Origin of the sequence: Allomuricauda sp. F6463D (assembly GCF_023015965.1) — a bacterium.
Taxonomy (GTDB): domain Bacteria; phylum Bacteroidota; class Bacteroidia; order Flavobacteriales; family Flavobacteriaceae; genus Flagellimonas.
This window is the reverse complement of sequence record NZ_JALKAN010000001.1, coordinates 1,893,930-1,913,116: the sequence shown is the minus strand read 5'-3', so window position 1 is coordinate 1,913,116 and position 19,187 is coordinate 1,893,930. Positions and strand designations below refer to the sequence as shown.

Below are 19,187 nucleotides of genomic sequence, written 5' to 3'. Positions count from 1 at the left end.
TAAATTGGGGATTTTATATGAATATGTTTCAAGAAGTAACGGAAGGCGTTGAGGCAGCTGCTTCAATTTCCGAAGAAAAGACTTTGTCCGTAATAGATCTTATTGTTAACGGAGGAGCAGGAAGTATCATTATTATTATGGTGCTTTTTGTTCTTCTGTTTGTTGCCATGTATATTTATTTTGAACGCATTTTTGCTATTAAGGCAGCGTCCAAAATAGATAAGAATTTCATGAACCAGATTCGTGATCATGTCATGAATGGGAAACTGGAAGCTGCAAAATTATTGTGTGCACAAACAGATTCTCCTGTTGCACGACTCATTGAAAAAGGCGTGGTCCGCATTGGAAAGCCTTTGGACGATATAAATACGGCAATAGAAAACGCAGGTACCCTAGAGGTGTACAAACTCGAAAAAAACGTTAGTGTTTTGGCAACAGTGGCCGGTGCTGCACCCATGATCGGTTTCTTGGGAACCGTAATTGGTATGATTTTGGCATTCCATGAAATGGCAAGTAGTGGTGGGCAGGCAGAAATGGGGTCTTTGGCTTCTGGTATTTATACTGCAATGACCACAACGGTTGCTGGTTTGGTCGTAGGAATCATCGCATACATAGGTTACAATCATTTGGTGAACAGGACCGATAAGGTGGTTCATAAAATGGAAGCCAATGCCGTTGAGTTTTTGGACCTTTTGAACGAACCCATCTAAGATTTTCATATGAAACTGAAGGGAAGAAATAAGGTGAGTCCTGAATTTAGCATGTCATCCATGACAGACATTGTGTTCTTGTTGTTGGTGTTTTTTATGCTGACTTCCAACGCTCCCAATGCATTGGATTTACTTTTGCCAAAGGCTAAAGGAAAGTCGACCAATACGCAGAATGTTTCGGTTACCATTAATAAAGACTTGAAGTATTTTGTCAATAACGAGCAGATTAACAAGGAATACATTGAAATTGAATTAAAAAAGGCACTTGAAGGTCAAGAAAAGCCAACAATTATCCTAAGGGCAGAAGAAAACGTAGCCATTAAAGAAGCGGTAAACGTTATGGATATTGCCAATAGGAACAGTTACAAGGTTATCTTGGCGGTGCGGCCAAAATAATGTCCTTTTTAGATACGAGACACAAGAAAAAATCATTCACGCTTACAACACTTTTGTTAAGCGCACTCCTCTTATTGCTTTTTTATATTGGTTTGACTTACCTCGACCCGCCCATAGAAAATGGAATTGCTGTCAATTTCGGAACAATGGATTTTGGTAGTGGGGAAGTACAGCCTACGGAGCGAGTAAGGTCAGAACCAAGAGAAGTTGAAAGTCAACCTGAACCTCGAGAAGTGGCTGAGCCTGAGCAACCAGAAGAAACTGTTGTAGAAGAAGCTCCGGTCGAGGAGGTTTTGACGAGCAATGATGAGGAGACCATCAAATTAAAGCAACAACAAGAAGCTGAGCGAAAGGCGGAAGAGGAGGCAAAAAGAGCCAATGCCGAGGCTGAACGTATTGCTCGTGAAAAACGTGAAGCCGAAGAACGGCAAAGACAAGAGGAAGAAGCCAAGAAAAAAAGTGTAGATGCCCTGATCGGCGGAATCGGTAAATCCGATGGGACTACCACAGGTAGTGAAGGGGACGATGACAGGGCAGGAGATAAGGGTCAGCAGGATGGCGACCCGTATGCCTCATCCTATTATGGCACCCCAGGAAGCGGCACAGGTGGTTATGGTTTAAGTGGTAGATCTTTGGCCAACCAAGGTAAGGTACAACAAGAATGTAATGAAGAAGGTAGAGTAGTCGTTAGAATTACGGTGGATAGATCAGGTAAGGTCATAAATGCTCAAGCAGGTGTAAAAGGCACAACCAATACTGCCGCATGCCTTCTGGAACCCGCACGTAAAACGGCTATGCTTCATCGATGGAACCCTGATTCCAACGCTCCGGCCCAACAAATAGGTTTTGTGGTGGTAAACTTTAAATTAGGGCAGTGACCTATAAAGAAACTTTGGACTGGATGTTCGGTCAGCTTCCAATGTACCAACAAAAAGGTGCTGTGGCATTAAACGCAAAACTGGATAACATTGTTCATTTTTGCGACTTTTTACATAATCCAGAAAAAAAATTTAAAAGTATTCATGTTGCTGGCACCAACGGTAAAGGGTCCAGTAGCCATATGTTGGCATCCATTCTTCAAGAAGCAGGTTACAAGGTGGGATTGTACACATCTCCTCACTTAAAAGATTTTCGTGAGCGTATCAAAATAAATGGAAAAGTTGTAAGTAAGAAGTATGTAAAAGATTTTATAGGAAGGCACAAAGTTTTTTTTGAGTACAACAACCTGTCTTTTTTTGAAATGACTGTTGGGATGGCCTTTAGCTATTTTGCTGAAGAAAAAGTTGATATTGCTGTAATCGAAGTGGGGCTGGGTGGAAGATTGGATTCTACCAATATTATTACTCCCGAAGTTTCATTGATTACCAATATTGGGATGGATCATACACAGTTTTTAGGAAACACGCTTAAAAAAATAGCATTGGAAAAGGCTGGAATTATAAAACGGAAAGTCCCAGTTGTTGTTAGTGAGACCCAACCTGAGACAAAAGTAATCTTCAATCTAATCGCACATCAGTTAAAATCCGAGATAGTTTTTGCCGATAAGGAACCTATTCCAGAGTATGAAACCGATTTATTGGGAGCGTATCAAAAAAAGAATATTAAGGGCGTAGTCATGTGTATACGCCAATTGCAAAATTTAAAGGTTCCGGAAAATGCCATTTCTGCTGGACTCAAAAAAGTTGTGGAGAACACGGGACTTTTGGGAAGATGGCAGATACTGAATACAAATCCTTTAGTAGTCTGTGATACGGCTCACAATAAAGAAGGGCTTCAGTTGGTTTTAAAGCAGATAGAAGAACAAACATTTGATCAGCTCCATATTGTACTGGGATTTGTAAAGGATAAAGATGTGAAATCGGTTCTTGGCCTATTTCCGAAGAATGCAAAATATTATTTTGTGAGGCCTAGCATTCCTAGAGGTATGGATGCTTCTCAGTTGCAGGAACTTGCCAAGGAAAAACAACTTATCGGCAAGGCTTTTAAGTCGGTAAAAAAAGGGGTTGACAAGGCGTTAAAGAAAGCAAGCAGTAATGATATAATCTATGTGGGAGGCAGTACTTTTGTTGTGGCAGAAGTGGTTTGATTTGGTTAAAGCCCTAAATTGCTAAAAAAGATGGACTTATAACTTTCCCCAATGGGAATTCTCATATCGTTGATCACGATTCGGTTCCGTTGAACTGTTTTAATACAGCTAATATTGACGACAAAGGATTTATGAACCCTTAAAAATTGATTTGAAGGAAGTTTATCTAAAATTTCCTTAAAACTCATAAGGGTGAGTATCGCTTTGTTAGTGTTTTTAATATGGATTTTTAGATAGTCCTTTAGGCCTTGGATATACTCAATATCATCAAGATTTATTTTTACGCTTTCGTACTCGGCTTTCACAAAAACATACCCTGGGTTAGTTGTTTTTGAATCGCCATGAGAAGGGAAAACATTATCGTTCAAATTGGTTGGTGTTTTTCGATAGGTCAATATTTCTTTAGCCCTTGAGACCGCTTTTATAAATCTATTATAGGGGATAGGTTTTACCAAATAATCAATGGCATTGAGGTTGAAGCCTTCTACGGCGTATTGCGAATAGGCCGTGGTAAAGATGAACAAAGGAATGTTGTCCAAAGAATTTATAAAATCTATCCCATTCATCTGGGGCATTTCAATATCGCAAAAAATAAGATCTATTTTTTTTCTTTGATTACTGAAATTGCTTCCAAAGGATTGGTAAAGGTTTCTTCCAACTCAATAAAATCCAGTTTTTGGCAATATTCCATTAACACATCTATAGCCAAAGGTTCGTCGTCGATAATAACACACTTCATAGTCTATAGTTTTGGCATTAATTTAGATTGAGGGTCAGGTCCACCAAAAACGTTGCACCGTTATTGGTTATTTGTAATCTATGGGAATTGGGGTACAATAGCCTTAAACGATTTTTTATGTTCTCTAATCCCACTCCAGAATTTTTAATATTTTTTCTGTGTACACCAATCTTGTTCTCGACTTTAAAGTGAATATTGTTTTTTTCAATCAACAAATTGATGTTTACATACGTTCTTCCTTTATAGTCCGTCCCGTATTTAAAAGCATTTTCAATAAAGGAGATGAACAGTAATGGAGGAACCTTTTTTCCTTTGTCCTCTCCCGAAATTTTTAAATGAACATTGACACTGTCCGATAAACGTAACCGTTGTAACGCTACATAATTTTTGGGACGCTACAGAGCAGTTTGAAAGTGTAGGCACATATATGGATCAGGATGTTTATGGCGTGGGAATCGAATATCTAAAAAATGACAGAGGATATAAATATTTGGATCGTGTTCGCTATAGGGGCGGTTTCAATTATGACAATGGCTATCTTGCCATTAACGACAATCAGATTGATGGTTACACCCTAACAGCTGGGCTGGGATTGCCTGTAGGGCGTGCCAGCAATTCCATGATGAATATATCTTATGCCTACGGGAGCAAGGGGCAAATACAAAATATCCTTGTTAAGGAAAATTACCAGACCATTACAGTTAATTTTAGCTTGGAGGACCTTTGGTTCAGAGACAGGAAAATCAATTAAAAGTAAAGTGTGATTCTTTTTTAATTTTTTCTTTTTGGTAATGAAAAACTATTATATATTTGCACTCCCATTTAGGAAATTGAATGGGCGCTTAGCTCAGTTGGTTCAGAGCACCTCGTTTACACCGAGGGGGTCGGGGGTTCGAATCCCTCAGCGCCCACAACAGGAAAAAAAGCCTCCGATTTATCGGAGGCTTTTTTAATTTATATAGTTATTGATTCCCCAATATCCGGTAGCATCAGTTTCTTTCCTTTTTTATTAAAAAACTCAACTGCTTTTACTTTGTCTATTTTAATGGGAGGAAAGGTATCATAATGACACCCTATTATTTCATCACAAGCAATAAAGTCACTGGCTATTGCGGCATCTTCATATCCCATCGTAAAATTATCCCCAATGGGTAAAACGGCAATATCGAGTTTGGGGCAGGTTTTGGAGATGAGCTCCATATCCATGGTCAGAGCGGTGTCGCCAGCAATATAGATGGAATTTGACTCATTATAAAGAACAAACCCTCCTGGGTTTCCTCCATTGCTGCCATCAGGTAATGTGCTCGAGTGGATAGCGGTTACATATTTTGCAGTGCCAAAATCAAAATCGTATTTTCCTCCATGGTTCATGGGGTGTCCTTTGATATTTTTTTCCCCGAACCAAGTAATAATCTCAAAATTGGAAACTAATAGTGCCTTTGGGTTATTTTTTGCAATTGTTTCCACATCCAATACATGATCTTGATGGCCGTGGGTCAGAAAAATGTAATCTACCTCTAAACTATCTATGTCAATATCGGAAGCCATTTCATTTCCAGAGATAAAAGGGTCGAACATAATTTTCTTATCATTCATCTCAACAAGTAAAGTGGCATGGCCTAAGTATGTAATTGTCATATAATGGGATTTTTATTTCTGTAATACTTTTGACTTGTTTGATAAAGTTAACAAGAACTCTTCGGAATTTCAATTTGAAATTAGATTACGATAAATCTTGGTCAGGTATTTTTTGAATTAGAAATATGGATTGTAGAAAAAGCGTTTAACTTTGCAATATGATTGCTACAATTTGCAGGAAAGCACATTTTAATGCCGCACATAGGTTACATAATCCTAAGTGGAGCAAAGAAAAGAACATCCAAGTTTTTGGTAAATGCAACAGTCCCAGTTTTCATGGTCATAATTTTGACCTTGAAGTAAGGATTAAAGGTGAGGTGGACCCTGATACCGGTTTTGTAATGGATCTTGCAGATTTGGGTAATTTAATCAAGGATGAGGTGGAAGAGCGTTTTGATCATAAGAATTTGAACGAAGACTGCCCTGAATTTGAAAATTTATTGCCAACAACCGAATATTTTGTAAAAGTGATCTATGATATCCTGAAACCGAACTTGAAAAAAGGGCTATTGTTGCACATAACCTTGCACGAGACATCAAAGAATTCGGCAGAGTATGGAGATTGGGATTAATTTCCGATATTGCACACCCTTTAAAGGGATATTAGCTCAGTTGGTTTAGAGCGCTGCCTTGACAGGGCAGAGGTCACTGGTTCGAATCCAGTATATCCCACTTCCTTTTTTTACAGAATGTCCAAAACTCGTTCTAGAGCCATGCCTCGGGAACCCTTAATCAACAATGTTCCCTTTTCTACAGGATGTTTTTCTAAAAATGCTTTTAGGTCCTCAAAGGACTTAAACTTATTAAATTGGGTTTTGGTGCCAAAGAAATTCTTGCCTACCAGGTATACATTGCTAAATTTGAGTTCTTTTGTTAAATCGGCAATGGATTGGTGCTCTTCCGAAGCTGTATCACCAAGCTCGAACATATCTCCAATAATTATTGTTTTGGGTGTGCCATCCATTAGATTAAAGTTTTCTAATGCCGCTTTCATACTGGTAGGGTTAGCGTTGTAGGCATCAAGAACAATGTTGTAACCGTTTTTGGATACTATTTGTGATCGATTGTTATTTGGAAGATAGGTTTCAATCGCTGTTTTGATGTCTTTCAAAGGCACATTAAAATATTTACCCATGAGAATGGCTGCGCAACAGTTGAGAAAATTATACTTCCCTACCAGTTGTGTTTTGATTTCTATTCCTTCGACTTTTAGTGTTACAAATGGATCGATTCCATTAAATGTTATATTATAAAATCGATGGTCGTTTGTACTGAAACCTATTTTTTTATGGTAATTCTCTAATTTCTCTTTTTGAACTTTATCATCAGCATTAAAGAAAATATATTTATTATGCGAGGTTAGATAATCATATAGTTCACTTTTCCCTTTTATGACTCCTTCGAATCCCCCAAAACCCTCTAAATGTGCTTTGCCAAAGTTGGTGACGTATCCAAAATCGGGTTGCGCAATATTGCTCAAGGACTTTATTTCCTGCCTGTGATTGGCGCCCATTTCAATAATCGCTATTTCTGTATCTTTTTGAATGGATAAAAGGGTTAAGGGAACCCCAATATGATTGTTAAGATTTCCTTGAGTGGCTATGGTTTTGTACTTTTTGGATAGCACGGCATTTATGAGCTCCTTTGTGGTTGTTTTACCGTTACTTCCAGTTAGCGATACCACTTTTGCTTTACAATAGTTTCTATGGTAGGTTGCCAATTCTTGCAATGTTTTTAAAACATCTGGACACAAAATAGTTTTATGTGAGGACTTAGGAGGTTTCTCATCTACGATTGCATAGGCAGCTCCTTTTTTTAAGGCGTCTAGAGCAAAATTATTTCCATTAAAATGAGGTCCTTTAAGCGCAAAAAACAGACAGTTTTCAGTTATTTTCCGTGTGTCTGTAGAAATTGTGGGATGCTCCAAGAACAGAGCATGCAATTCTTTTGTTGTCATGAATCGAAGATAAAAAAAAGCTCCGACCTTTTGGTCAGAGCTTTTTTTAAATACTCAAAAATTAAATTTTATCTCGCTTTTTTGTGACGAACCGTTTTATTGGACTTGGATTTAGACCCAACTCTTGACATGGCACATCTAAAGCCTATATCGTCTGTTGCCATATATTGTGGTAAATATCTACGCTGAGCAGGATCTAACCAAAATGCCCTGTCTCTCCATGAGCCACCTTTGTAAACCCTTACCTCATCATTGATCAAAGAAGTTCTATGGTTTGAGGTGTCATATTTGCCTACTAGTTGACCCGTTGAGTCACGCTCTGCTTCGAATTGTGGGGAATCGTACATTTTCTGTTCATCCTCCTCATCGATAAAACGGCTAAAGAACCTTGAAGAGCCTACGTCACCATCCCTGAATCCTCTGTTGTCACTTTTATCAAAATTGGTTCTTAGGTAAGTTTCTTCTTGTCCAACAGGAACTTCTTTAACCTCGCCGGGAAGGTTCATGGCTACTATTTTACCGTTTGGTAAAGTATCATAAACAATTTTATCTTTTAATATCTCAACCTTTCCATCTTCCCCAATGGCTTTTTTCATAAAGACATTTCCGCGATAGTAATTAAAGTCACTTATTTCATCATCTACAATGGGACGATACACATCGGCTACCCATTCATTTACGTTTCCAGCCATGTCATACAGGCCAAAATCGTTGGGTTTATAGGATTTAACCTCACCTGTAATATCCGCACCGTCATCGGACCATCCAGCGATACCGCCGTAATCACCTTTACCTTGTTTAAAGTTGGCCAATTGGTCACCTCTTCCAACGCGTTGCCCACTACGGGTGTAATCACCTTCCCATGGATATTTTTTTCTACCTCTGTAATTATTATATTCTCTGGTGCCTACCAATGCTTGGGCAGCATATTCCCACTCGGTTTCAGTAGGAAGTCTATATGCAGGCATAATAATTCCACTGCTTCTTTTGGCAAAAGCATTGGTGGAATCTTGTTTTTGTTTCCCTTGGAGGGAATCTATTTGTCCACCATATACAGATTCTGGGTTGTTCAAGTAGGCCTCGGTGCTAAAAGTACCATCAACATCGCCGTTTAGAACTTTATATTTGGAATCTTCTGCCAAATATCCTTCTCTTTCCAACATTACCTCGTTTACCCGGTCGGTTCTCCATTCTGCATATTGGGTAGCCTGCACCCAATTAACACCCACAACTGGGTATTCAGCATAGGCAGGGTGTCTAAGGTAATTATTTGTCATTGTTTCGTTAAAGCCCAATCTATTTCTCCAGACCAAGGTGTCAGGTAGAGCCCCTTTATAGATATTGGCATAATTTGGATTTTCCGGAGGATAAACTTCCTTTAGGTAATCCAAGTATTCCAAGTACATTAAATTGGTTACTTCAGTTTCGTCCATATAAAAAGACTGAACATGCTGTTGGGTAGGGGTGTTGTTCCAATCTTTCATTATATCATCTTGAACCTTACCTTTGGTGAAAGTTCCACCCTCTACAAATACTGTTCCTGGTGGAGTTTCTTGTTCCTTGAAGTCAGAATTGTATTGAAATCCCCCTTCTTTGGCATTAATATTCCAACCAGTGGCTCTGGAGACGTTCTTGGATGAAGAAGAGTTTTTACAACTGGAAAAACTTCCCATCACTACGGCGCAAGAAAGTACAACTTTGATTAAGTGTTTTTTCATAATTTGGGCTTGAGTACTTTAAAACTCAGGGCTTAAACCCTCAGTAACTTCAACTTGTTTTGATTTTTTTAAATCCTTCGATGGCATTAAAACGATGTTTTTGCCATTATATTTTGTGCTGGTCAAATATTTATGACGATGTACCATTTGGCACATGCTACACTTCAGTAACGCAGAAGGGGACAAATTAGTATGGACAGCTTTATTTTTAACCAATAAGGGGTGTACTAAAATTATTGTTGGATGTAGTTGTGGTTGCATTGATTTTAAAAAATACATATATAAGTACAAGAATTTATGGAAAAGAACGTTTACTGTAATAATCCAATAATTTTATTGTTGGACCTAGATCTTTACTAAACGCTAAAAACTTAGAATGAAAAAGTTACTCGTATTGGTAGTGCTGCTTGCCATAGCCCCATGGGTGAGCGCACAGCAGGAAAGGGCAATCACTACAGCTGTTCCATTCCTTACCATTGCTGCAGATGCTAGGGCGTCTGGTATGGGTGATATGGGTGTGGCAACCTCTTTTGATGCCTATTCCCAGCAGTGGAACCCCGCTAAATATGCTTTTGCAACCCAAAAATCGGGTGTAGGTGTGAGCTATACACCATATTTGGAAACTATTGTCAACGATGTTTCCCTGTTAAATGCCAATTACTATAATAAACTTAATGATCGAAGTGCTTTTGCCTTCGGACTTAGGTATTTTGGATTGGGAGAAATAGAATTGAGACAAACTATCGATCAGAATGCTACCTTGGTAAAACCAAATGAGTTTGCATTGGACGGATCCTATTCCCTTAAACTGAGTCAAAGTTTTTCCATGGCAGTAGGAGGTAGGTTCATCAGTTCCAACTTAAGATTTCAGGATGGTGTGCAGGATTCACAAGCTGCAAATGCGTTTGCGGTGGATATTGCTGGATTTTATAGGTCTCGAGAGATTGCCTATAGCAATTATGATGGCCGTTGGAGATTTGGTTTCAATATATCGAACATAGGAGGTTCGCTTCAATATGACGAAGGTGGTCAAGAAAACTTTTTGCCAACTAACCTAAAATTTGGAGGAGGGTTTGATTTTATCTTTGATCAAGACAATGTTTTGGCAATCAATACCGAGTTCAATAAACTATTGGTTCCTACTCCAAGAGATTTTGATGGAGATGGAGACATTGACTCCAATGATAATGATGAGTACCAGAACATTAGTTTCTTTAATGGAATCTTTGAATCCTTTGGGGATGCCCCCGATGGTTTTGGTGAAGAGTTAAAAGAAGTTACTTGGGCGCTTGGGGCCGAATATAGGTTTAGGGAAGCTTTTATGTTGCGAAGTGGCTATTTTAATGAAAGCGAAGAAAAAGGATCTAGAAAGTATTTTACTCTTGGAGCAGGTTTCAAATTCAAATCTGCACAAATAGATCTTTCTTATCTATTTTCAACCTCACAGGTTAAGAACCCATTGGAAAATACGTTACGTTTTTCGCTTACCTTTAATTTTGGTGAAGAATTTTATAATGATTAGGATTATATAATATATCTAGTAAAAACCTGTCTCTTCGACAGGTTTTCTTATTTTTGAGACACACCTGAAAGTTACATGAAAAAAAAGAAAATTGGTTTTGAACTACTCGTTTTTGAGAACGCATCAGAGTTGTCACAAAACGATCACAAATTGTTACAAGAAGCCATGAATGCAAGGGAGAATGCCTATGCTCCATATTCAAAATTTAAGGTCGGTGCAGCGGTATTGTTGGAAAATGGTCAGATTGTTATAGGAAACAACCAAGAAAATGCATCGTATCCTTCAGGACTATGTGCCGAACGAGTCGCGGTATTTTACGCCGGTGCTAATTACCCAGGAACAACCATTAAGTCCATTGCGATTAGTGCTTCCTCCAGCGAACATGAGGTGGCTGCCCCAGCGGCTCCCTGTGGCAATTGCAGACAATCTCTCATTGAGTATGAGCAAAAGCAAAAGTCTCCAATATCCATAATTCTTGGTTCGGAAAATGGTCCAATTTATAAATGTGCTTCGTTGGAAGATATATTGCCTTTGGCATTCAATAGTTCATTTTTGAGCGATTCTTAATTCAAATATTTTTCCAAAAGAGATATATATGTATTTTTGCTTTTCTCCACCGCTGGAGAAATTCATTTAATACTACTGTAGATGAAAAAAATTACTAAAGAAGTTTACCTTAAATGGTACGAAGACATGTTTTTCTGGAGGAAATTCGAGGATAAACTTGCTGCCGTATATATTCAACAAAAAGTTAGGGGTTTTTTACACCTGTACAATGGTCAGGAAGCCGTATTGGCTGGTGCACTGCATGCTATGGATCTTGATAAAGACCGTATGATCACTGCATATCGAAACCACGTTCAACCAATTGGTATGGGTGTGGATCCAAAAAGAGTGATGGCCGAGCTTTATGGGAAAGTAACCGGGACATCCAAAGGTATGGGTGGTTCTATGCATATTTTTTCTAAAGAACACCGTTTCTATGGAGGTCATGGAATCGTCGGAGGACAAATTCCTTTAGGTGCAGGATTGGCATTTGCAGATAAGTACTTTAAAAGGGATTCTGTAACCCTCTGTTATATGGGAGATGGTGCTGTTCGACAAGGTGCGTTGCACGAAGCATTTAATTTGGCGATGTTGTGGCAACTGCCCGTAGTTTTCATTTGTGAAAACAATGGTTATGCCATGGGAACATCAGTGGCGCGTACATCGCATTCAACTGAAATTTGGAAATTGGGTCTAGGGTACGAAATGCCATGTGGGCCTGTTGATGGAATGGATCCAGCAATAGTTGCCAAAGAAATGGATAAAGCTATTGAGCGTGCCAGAACTGGTGGCGGACCAACTTTCCTGGAGATGAAAACCTATCGGTACCGAGGGCACTCCATGTCGGATGCTCAGCATTACCGAACAAAAGAAGAGGTTGAGGAATATAAAAAAATAGATCCTATTTCTCAGGTGAAAGATATTATTCTCGAAAAAGGATATGCATCTGAAGACGACCTAAAGCAAATCGATAAGAAAGTGAAAGACTTGGTGAAAGAGTGCGAGAAATTTGCAGAAGAATCGGATTTCCCACCAAAAGAACAATTGTTCGACACCGTGTACGAGCAAGAAGACTATCCATTTTTACAACATAAATTATAATAAGATGGCAGAAGTAATCAACATGCCTAGATTGAGCGATACCATGGAAGAAGGAACCGTGGCCAAGTGGCTCAAAAACGTAGGGGACAAAGTCGAAGAAGGAGATATATTGGCCGAAATCGAGACCGATAAGGCCACCATGGAGTTTGAATCCTTTCATGAAGGTACTTTACTCCATATCGGGATAGAGGAAGGTGATGGAGCCCCGGTTGATTCACTTTTAGCCATAATCGGCGAGGAGGGAGAAGATATTTCGGGTCTTTTGAACGGAGCTGAAGAACAAACTGCTCCAGACCAAGAACCAAACTCTTCCGAATCTGAAGAAGAAGCAAGTTCTGCACCAGAAAATACATCAGCCAATATTCCAGAAGGCGTGGAAATTGTAACCATGCCCCGATTGAGTGATACCATGGAGGAAGGAACCGTGGCTAGTTGGTTGAAAAGTGTTGGTGACGACGTTGAAGAAGGAGATATTCTGGCCGAAATCGAAACCGATAAAGCCACTATGGAATTTGAATCTTTTTATTCCGGTACCTTATTGCATATCGGTATTCAAGAAGGTGAAGGAGCTCCTGTCGATTCCCTTTTGGCGATAATTGGTCCAGAGGGCACCGATGTCAATGCAATTTTAAAGGCACAGGATTCAGCAGGGTCCTCCAAAAGTGCACCCAAGAAAGAGGCTAAAGAGGAAGCTCCAAAAGCGGAACAAGTATCTTCTAAAAAACAAACTTCTAACGATGGACAACGTGTTTTTGCGTCACCATTAGCTAAAAAGATCGCAGAAGAAAAAGGTATCAATTTGGCCGATGTAAAAGGAACTGGTGACAATGGTAGAATCGTAAAAAAGGACATTGAAAACTTTAAACCTTCACAAGCTGCTCCAAAAGCGGAAAAAACAGCCGAAACGGCGGCTCCATCTGCTCAGGTAAGTTTGCCAGTGGGTGAGGAAAGTATGGAAGAGGTTAAAAACTCAACTATGCGCAAGGTGATTGCCAAGCGCTTGGGTGAATCCAAATTCTCTGCACCTCACTATTATCTCACCATTGAGGTGGATATGGACAATGCAAAAGCTTCCCGTTCGCAGATTAATAGTTTGCCCGATACCAAAGTATCTTTTAACGATATGGTACTAAAGGCATGCGCCATGGCGCTTAAAAAGCATCCGCAAGTAAATACGTCATGGAACGGTGATACAACGGTTTATAAGCACCACGTACATATGGGCGTTGCTGTGGCTGTGGATGAAGGGCTAGTTGTTCCCGTCATCAAATTTGCGGACCAAATGAGCTTGACCCAGCTTGGTACCTCCGTAAAGGATTTGGCCGGTAGAGCAAGAAACAAAAAGATTAAGCCGGACGAAATGGAAGGTAGTACTTTCACCGTATCTAATTTGGGAATGTTTGGTATCCTGGAGTTTACTTCGATTATCAACCAGCCCAACTCTGCAATTTTATCTGTAGGAGCCATTGTTGAAAAACCAGTGGTCAAAAATGGTGAAGTTGTACCTGGTAGTACAATGAAAGTTACTCTGGCGTGCGATCACAGAACTGTTGATGGTGCTTCAGGAGCACAATTCCTTCAAACATTACGAGCGTATCTAGAAAACCCTGTCACAATGTTGGCATAATTTTCTTGGCCGTTTGATTTGATGTTTGCAACCTGAGGAACATTCAATAACTTACATATCAAAAGCATCCTTTTAAGGATGCTTTTTTTATCTTTAAAAAAATCAAAAAACAAAAAGAATGAAAATATTATGCTTTGCCGTGGCTACACTTTTAGCAGTGAATTGTGGATCTACGCAAGTTTCAGAATCCACAAAAATGGAATCTCCTGCATTGCCTGCATCAGAAGAATCCTTTACCAACGCACAAAGAATAGGGGAGATGATGAACTATTTGGCTTCCAATGATCTTAAAGGAAGAGAGGCAGGTAGTGAAGGTATTGAAATGGCAGCGCGGTATATAGAGAATTATCTCAAGTCGTATAGGGTACAACCATATTTTGAAACCTATCGAGATACGTTGTCAAATTTCAAAAATATAGCTTATAACTTAGTTGGGGTTGTCGAGGGTAACGACCCTATATTGAAGGATGAATTTATACTGATAGGTGCACATTATGATCATATTGGTACCATAAATCCTGAAAATGGTGACTACATCGCCAATGGAGCCAATGACAATGCTTCAGGTACTATTTCAGTCTTGGAAATGGCACGTTATTTTGGTGCACACAACACAAATAAACGGAGCTTGATATTTGCATTGTTCAGTGCTGAGGAAAAAGGGTTGCTAGGCTCCAAATATTTGGCTAAAAAACTAAAAGAACAAGAGTTGAACCTATACACCATGCTCAATTTTGAAATGACAGGTGTCCCCATGAAAGATAAAGATTACTTGGTGTATATCACTGGATATGAAATGTCAAATTTGGCTGAAGTCAGTAATAAGTATGCAGAGGAGAATTTAGTGGGATTTTTACCTACTGCGAAAGAGTTTAATCTGTACCAACGATCTGATAATTACCCGTTCCATGAAGAATTTGGCGTGCCATCCCACACTTTTTGCACTTTTGATTTCACAAATTATGCCTTCTACCACAAAGTAGGGGATGAAGCCGATCTTATGGATTATGGGCATATGGCAACGTTAGTCAACAAGACCATTCCGGTAATAGAAGATATTGCCAATGCAGCAAACCAAGAAATTAAGCTAAATAATTAAAAAGTGTCATGTGGAAACCCTTAGAAAATGTAAGGTACTCTTAGTATGAATAGGTTTTCACTTTCGGTGGAAATATGAAATAATAACAAATATGGCAAACATCATAATAACGGGAACAAGTAGGGGCATAGGTTTTGAACTAGTCAAGCTCTTTGCCAAAGAAGGACATCAAGTATTGGCACTATCAAGAAATGTTAAGCCTATTGAAAGTTTGGGATTGTCCAATGTTCATTGTTTTCCATTTGATTTGGGTAATCCAGGCGATTTTGAAAAAGTAACTAAATTTCTTGAGCAATGGCATGTGGTGGATGTGCTGATCAATAATGCTGGTCGATTACTGAATAAACCTTTTTCAGAGACCACAACCGATGAATTTGAAGCTGTTTATAAAGTAAATGTATTCGGTGTAGCAGAAATAACCAAGACCGTATTGCCACTAATGGGTAAGGAAGGGCATGTAGTGACCATAAGTTCCATGGGCGGGGTACAAGGCAGTATGAAATTCCCAGGCCTTTCTGCATATAGCTCTAGCAAAGGTGCTGTTATCACCCTTACTGAACTTTTGGCCGAAGAACATAAGGAAACAGGCCCCAGCTTTAATGTGTTGGCACTTGGTGCGGTCCAAACAGAAATGTTAGAAGAGGCATTCCCCGGTTATAAAGCACTGGTTACCGCTCTAGAAATGGCAACATATATCAAAGAGTTTGCCCTGACAGGACAAAAACTATATAATGGAAAACTGTTGCAAGTGAGCAATAGTACGCCTTAGATTATTTCAGAGATATTTTATGGATAAACTTGTAACTTTATACCAGTGAACAATACCCTCCAAAAATATCTCCCAGAGCTCGCCGCGGCCCCCTGTTTTGAATTGATCAAAACACATGGGGTGCATTTAAAAATTGTAAGCCATCGTGTTACACGGCATGGGGATTATCGCAGGTTGCCCAATGGATTACATCAAATAACGGTTAATGCGTCACTCAATAAATATAGATTCCTTATTACGCTCGTCCATGAAATTGCGCATCTGGTAGCTTTTGAAACATACGGTCGTCGAATAAAACCGCATGGTTTGGAATGGAAACGTACCTTTCAGCAATTAATGCTTCCATTCATTAGGCCAGAGGTGTTTCCATCACAGTTGTTGCCCATTGTAGCCAATCATTTTAAGAACCCCAAGGCCAGTAGTAGCACCGATGCTAGATTGTCTATCGCATTAAAGGCTTTTGATGAGGAAGAGCGGCAGCACAGTTATGTATACGAATTGCCTAAGGACAGTGTTTTTAGATTGTACAACGGTAAGTTGTTCAAAAAAGGAAATAAAAAAGTAAAACGGTACGAATGTGTAGAGTTGTCGACCGGGAGATTATATTTGTTTCAACCTAATGCGGAAGTTGAATTAGTGAAATAAATTACAATCTCTAATTAATGCACTGCTGATTATGGTTAAATAACATCATTTAAAATGCCCAGATAACTACGGAGAAATGATAAAAAATAAAAGAATGAACAAGAATTATTACGCAGTATTGATGGCAGGAGGGGTAGGGTCCCGATTTTGGCCCGTGAGTACATCCTCCAATCCCAAACAATTTCATGATATGTTGGGAACGGGTAAAACTTTGATTCAAAAAACTTTTGATCGTTTAAACAGATTTATTCCCACCGAAAATATTTTAATTCTGACCAACGAACGATACAATGATTTGGTTTTGGAGCAATTACCAAAGGTGAAACAAGATCAGGTTGTTTTGGAACCTGCGATGCGCAACACGGCGCCTTGCATTTTATATGCCTCGTTGAAGATCCAGAAAATGAATCCCAATGCAGTAATGATCGTTGCTCCCAGTGATCACTGGATAGAGGATGAAGCTGCTTTTGAAAAAGATGTGACAGCTTGTTTTGATAAATGCGAAAAGGAAAATGTAATGTGCACATTGGGCATACAGCCCACATTCCCCAACACTGGTTTTGGCTATATCGAATTTGAGAAGGAAAGTGATGATAAGCTTAAAAAAGTATCTCAGTTCAGGGAAAAACCAGATTATGAAACTGCAAAAGAATTTTTGGCACAAGGAAATTTTCTTTGGAACGCAGGTATATTTATGTGGAGCGTGGAAACCATCGTGGATGCCTTCAAAAAATATCAACCAAGTCAATATCGCTTGTTTGGGGAAGGCATTCCTTGTTATAATACGCAAACGGAAAAAGACTTTATTCAAGAAAACTATGGCAAGGCTGAAAACATATCCATTGATTATGCTATCTTGGAGCAATCGAAGTCAATATACACATTGCCGGCAACCTTCGACTGGAACGATCTTGGGACTTGGGGTGCACTGTATGATAAACTGGATAAGGATGAGGAAGAAAACGCTGTCGTAAACGCCAAAGTGATCCTAGAAGACGCTAAAGGTAATATGATTAGCTCTCCAAAAGGGAAAGTGGTTGTGATAGATGGTTTGGAGGATTATATTATTGTAGATAAAGAAGATGTGCTTTTGGTATACCCAAAGAATAAACAACAGGATATTAAAAAAGTATTAAATCAGGTTAAAGATAAATTTGGTGATCAGTTTGCTTAAAAAATGAATGAAAATCAGAACAATGCCACAATGCCTCCTGGGCAAGATAGCGGAGATGAAGTAAAAAAGGACTTTAAAGGGCTTTTGGGCAGTATTCGTAGGTTTCTTTCCGATTTATTGGAAATCCGTTCCAACACGGATGCCGCTGCCACAAAAGAATCCATAAATGCGGATATTCCTTTTAAAGGACACACCTCTTGGATTCTTGTATGCTCCATATTTATAGCCTCCATTGGGTTGAATGCTAACTCTACTGCGGTTGTAATTGGAGCGATGTTGATATCCCCCCTCATGGGACCTATTTTGGGTATGGGAATGTCGTTGGCCATTAATGATATTGATACACTTAGACGTTCGTTGAAGAATTTTACCGTGATGGTTGTTTTGAGTGTGATCACCGCCTTTTTGTTTTTCTATCTTTTCCCACTTCGAGATGAATCCTCTGAGTTGTTGGCACGTACCAAGCCGGACATTCGAGATGTGCTCATTGCATTTTTTGGTGGACTTGCCCTAGTGATAGCCAGAGCTAAAAAAGGAACAATTGCAAGTGTGATTTTTGGTGTTGCGATAGCCACAGCACTTATGCCGCCACTCTGTACGGTTGGGTTTGGATTGGCCATTGGGAAACCATGGTACGCAGCAGGGGCCATGTATTTGTTCATAATCAACACCATTTTTATTGGTTTGGCCACCTTCTTGGTTATAAAGTATTTGCGTTTTCCAATGGTGCGCTATGCGAATTCCCAACGCAGAAGGCTTATTGCCCGGCTGGCATCCATTACAGGTATTTTGGTAATGATCCCAGCCGGATTTACATTCTATCAAGTATTTCAGGAGTCGCTTTTTAAAAAGCAGGCACAAGAATTTTTACAGGATACCGTAGAGATTTATCAATTTAATGGATCTGGTAGATATGTGGATAACTTAACTAAACTCGAATATGTTGATGAAGGAGAATCCTTGGTTGAGGTTGTGTTCATGGGTGATGAATTGATTCCTGAAAATGTAATCAATACTTGGAGGACGCAGAAAAATCAATTTTCAAGATTAAAAAATGCAGAGTTTCATATTATTCAAGGTGGTAAGGATGATTCCGAAGAGAAATTCAATTATGTAAGTGAGTTGTATGAAAAAAATAAAGCAGAACTGTTGAATAAAGATGAACAGATTCGATTGCTTGAGGAAGAAGTGGCCAGCTTAACACAGAATGTAGGGAAACAAATTCCGTTTAAAGATGTTACAGCAGAAGCCAAGGCCAACTATGAAAATATTGACGCCATTGGTTTTTCTTATCAAATACGGACCGATTTTAAGAAACTGGATACTGTTCCAGTTTTTGAAGTGGAATGGAAAGAAGGAATAAATGCGAATCAAAAAGGAGAGGATACTCGAAAAATGCTAGCTTGGTTAAAGTTAAGATTACAAGATTCCACGCTAATTATTAAGGAGATTGATTAATA

At 39.2% G+C, this 19,187-nt stretch carries 21 protein-coding genes and 2 tRNA genes; 17 read left to right on the top strand and 6 right to left on the bottom strand.

Annotation, left to right across the window (positions count from 1 at the left end; translation table 11 throughout):
* The first annotated feature begins 17 nt into the window (after positions 1–17).
* From MWU56_RS08550 to MWU56_RS08535, 4 genes are read left to right on the top strand one after another with little or no spacing between them, the layout of a single operon-like run.
* Positions 18–710, top strand: a complete 693-nt coding sequence (locus MWU56_RS08550) for a MotA/TolQ/ExbB proton channel family protein (protein WP_247043661.1) — start codon at positions 18–20, stop codon at positions 708–710.
* Between the two features lie 9 nt (positions 711–719).
* Complete coding sequence (locus MWU56_RS08545) at positions 720–1,106, top strand: ExbD/TolR family protein (protein WP_247043659.1); 387 nt, start codon at positions 720–722, stop codon at positions 1,104–1,106.
* Entirely contained in the window at positions 1,106–1,984 is an 879-nt protein-coding gene (locus tag MWU56_RS08540; protein ID WP_247043657.1) for an energy transducer TonB, read from the top strand. The genes MWU56_RS08545 and MWU56_RS08540 overlap by 1 nt, the downstream gene beginning before the upstream one ends.
* On the top strand, positions 1,981–3,192 hold the full coding sequence (locus MWU56_RS08535) for a bifunctional folylpolyglutamate synthase/dihydrofolate synthase (protein WP_247043655.1): 1,212 nt from the start codon (positions 1,981–1,983) through the stop codon (positions 3,190–3,192). Before MWU56_RS08540 ends, MWU56_RS08535 begins: the two co-directional genes overlap by 4 nt.
* 5 nt (positions 3,193–3,197) lie before the next feature.
* Here MWU56_RS08535 and MWU56_RS08530 read toward each other — a convergent pair whose 3' ends face one another.
* The 3 genes from MWU56_RS08530 to MWU56_RS08525 are packed head-to-tail and all read right to left on the bottom strand — an operon-like array spanning position 3,198 to position 4,143.
* Complete coding sequence (locus MWU56_RS08530; RefSeq protein ID WP_317236523.1) at positions 3,198–3,758, bottom strand: LytTR family DNA-binding domain-containing protein; 561 nt, start codon at positions 3,756–3,758, stop codon at positions 3,198–3,200.
* 32 nt (positions 3,759–3,790) lie between these two features.
* A complete protein-coding gene (locus MWU56_RS16620) occupies positions 3,791–3,931 on the bottom strand; it encodes a hypothetical protein (protein ID WP_317236521.1) in 141 nt (46 codons plus the stop codon).
* Between the two features lie 17 nt (positions 3,932–3,948).
* Complete coding sequence (locus tag MWU56_RS08525) at positions 3,949–4,143, bottom strand: hypothetical protein (protein WP_247043653.1); 195 nt, start codon at positions 4,141–4,143, stop codon at positions 3,949–3,951.
* Positions 4,144–4,358: 215 nt separating this feature from the next.
* Between MWU56_RS08525 and MWU56_RS08520 the strand changes: the two genes are divergently transcribed.
* Together MWU56_RS08520 and MWU56_RS08515 are read left to right on the top strand one after the other, a co-directional pair.
* Positions 4,359–4,682, top strand: coding sequence for a hypothetical protein (locus MWU56_RS08520; protein ID WP_247043651.1), 324 nt, complete (start codon positions 4,359–4,361; stop codon positions 4,680–4,682).
* 85 nt (positions 4,683–4,767) lie between these two features.
* Positions 4,768–4,842, top strand: a tRNA-Val gene (locus tag MWU56_RS08515).
* Between the two features lie 43 nt (positions 4,843–4,885).
* On the opposite strand, the gene MWU56_RS08510 is transcribed toward MWU56_RS08515, so the two are convergent.
* Positions 4,886–5,569: a metal-dependent hydrolase gene (locus MWU56_RS08510; protein ID WP_247043650.1), complete on the bottom strand. Its 684-nt coding sequence runs from the start codon at positions 5,567–5,569 to the stop codon at positions 4,886–4,888.
* A gap of 158 nt (positions 5,570–5,727) precedes the next feature.
* Here MWU56_RS08510 and MWU56_RS08505 point away from each other — a divergent pair, with 158 nt between their 5' ends.
* Positions 5,728–6,141 (top strand): 6-carboxytetrahydropterin synthase, encoded by a 414-nt coding sequence (locus tag MWU56_RS08505; protein WP_247043649.1) that lies wholly within the window; start codon positions 5,728–5,730, stop codon positions 6,139–6,141.
* Between the two features lie 25 nt (positions 6,142–6,166).
* Positions 6,167–6,241 (top strand) — tRNA-Val (locus MWU56_RS08500).
* Between the two features lie 10 nt (positions 6,242–6,251).
* On the opposite strand, the gene MWU56_RS08495 is transcribed toward MWU56_RS08500, so the two are convergent.
* Together MWU56_RS08495 and gldJ are read right to left on the bottom strand one after the other, a co-directional pair.
* Entirely contained in the window at positions 6,252–7,526 is a 1,275-nt protein-coding gene (locus MWU56_RS08495; protein WP_247043648.1) for a UDP-N-acetylmuramoyl-tripeptide--D-alanyl-D-alanine ligase, read from the bottom strand.
* 68 nt (positions 7,527–7,594) lie between these two features.
* Positions 7,595–9,244, bottom strand: a complete 1,650-nt coding sequence (gldJ, locus tag MWU56_RS08490) for a gliding motility lipoprotein GldJ (RefSeq protein WP_247043647.1) — start codon at positions 9,242–9,244, stop codon at positions 7,595–7,597.
* A gap of 376 nt (positions 9,245–9,620) precedes the next feature.
* Between gldJ and porV the strand changes: the two genes are divergently transcribed.
* The 9 genes from porV (at position 9,621) to MWU56_RS08445 (ending at position 19,185) form a co-directional block, all read left to right on the top strand.
* On the top strand, positions 9,621–10,766 hold the full coding sequence (gene porV / locus MWU56_RS08485; protein ID WP_247043646.1) for a type IX secretion system outer membrane channel protein PorV: 1,146 nt from the start codon (positions 9,621–9,623) through the stop codon (positions 10,764–10,766).
* A 75-nt stretch (positions 10,767–10,841) separates the two neighbouring features.
* Positions 10,842–11,333, top strand: a complete 492-nt coding sequence (gene cdd / locus MWU56_RS08480) for a cytidine deaminase (protein WP_247043645.1) — start codon at positions 10,842–10,844, stop codon at positions 11,331–11,333.
* Between the two features lie 81 nt (positions 11,334–11,414).
* Positions 11,415–12,413 carry a pyruvate dehydrogenase (acetyl-transferring) E1 component subunit alpha gene (pdhA, locus tag MWU56_RS08475; RefSeq protein ID WP_247043643.1) on the top strand — a complete coding sequence of 333 codons (999 nt, stop codon included), beginning with the start codon at positions 11,415–11,417 and terminating at the stop codon, positions 12,411–12,413.
* Between the two features lie 4 nt (positions 12,414–12,417).
* Positions 12,418–14,040 (top strand): pyruvate dehydrogenase complex dihydrolipoamide acetyltransferase, encoded by a 1,623-nt coding sequence (locus tag MWU56_RS08470; protein ID WP_247043642.1) that lies wholly within the window; start codon positions 12,418–12,420, stop codon positions 14,038–14,040.
* Between the two features lie 118 nt (positions 14,041–14,158).
* Positions 14,159–15,139, top strand: a complete 981-nt coding sequence (locus tag MWU56_RS08465; protein ID WP_247043640.1) for a M28 family metallopeptidase — start codon at positions 14,159–14,161, stop codon at positions 15,137–15,139.
* Positions 15,140–15,230: 91 nt separating this feature from the next.
* Positions 15,231–15,908 carry an SDR family NAD(P)-dependent oxidoreductase gene (locus tag MWU56_RS08460; RefSeq protein WP_247043638.1) on the top strand — a complete coding sequence of 226 codons (678 nt, stop codon included), beginning with the start codon at positions 15,231–15,233 and terminating at the stop codon, positions 15,906–15,908.
* Between the two features lie 45 nt (positions 15,909–15,953).
* Positions 15,954–16,553, top strand: a complete 600-nt coding sequence (locus MWU56_RS08455) for a SprT-like domain-containing protein (RefSeq protein ID WP_247043636.1) — start codon at positions 15,954–15,956, stop codon at positions 16,551–16,553.
* Positions 16,554–16,647: 94 nt separating this feature from the next.
* On the top strand, positions 16,648–17,727 hold the full coding sequence (locus MWU56_RS08450) for a mannose-1-phosphate guanylyltransferase (protein WP_247043635.1): 1,080 nt from the start codon (positions 16,648–16,650) through the stop codon (positions 17,725–17,727).
* A 3-nt stretch (positions 17,728–17,730) separates the two neighbouring features.
* Positions 17,731–19,185 carry a DUF389 domain-containing protein gene (locus MWU56_RS08445; RefSeq protein WP_247043634.1) on the top strand — a complete coding sequence of 485 codons (1,455 nt, stop codon included), beginning with the start codon at positions 17,731–17,733 and terminating at the stop codon, positions 19,183–19,185.
* Positions 19,186–19,187 lie beyond the last annotated feature (2 nt).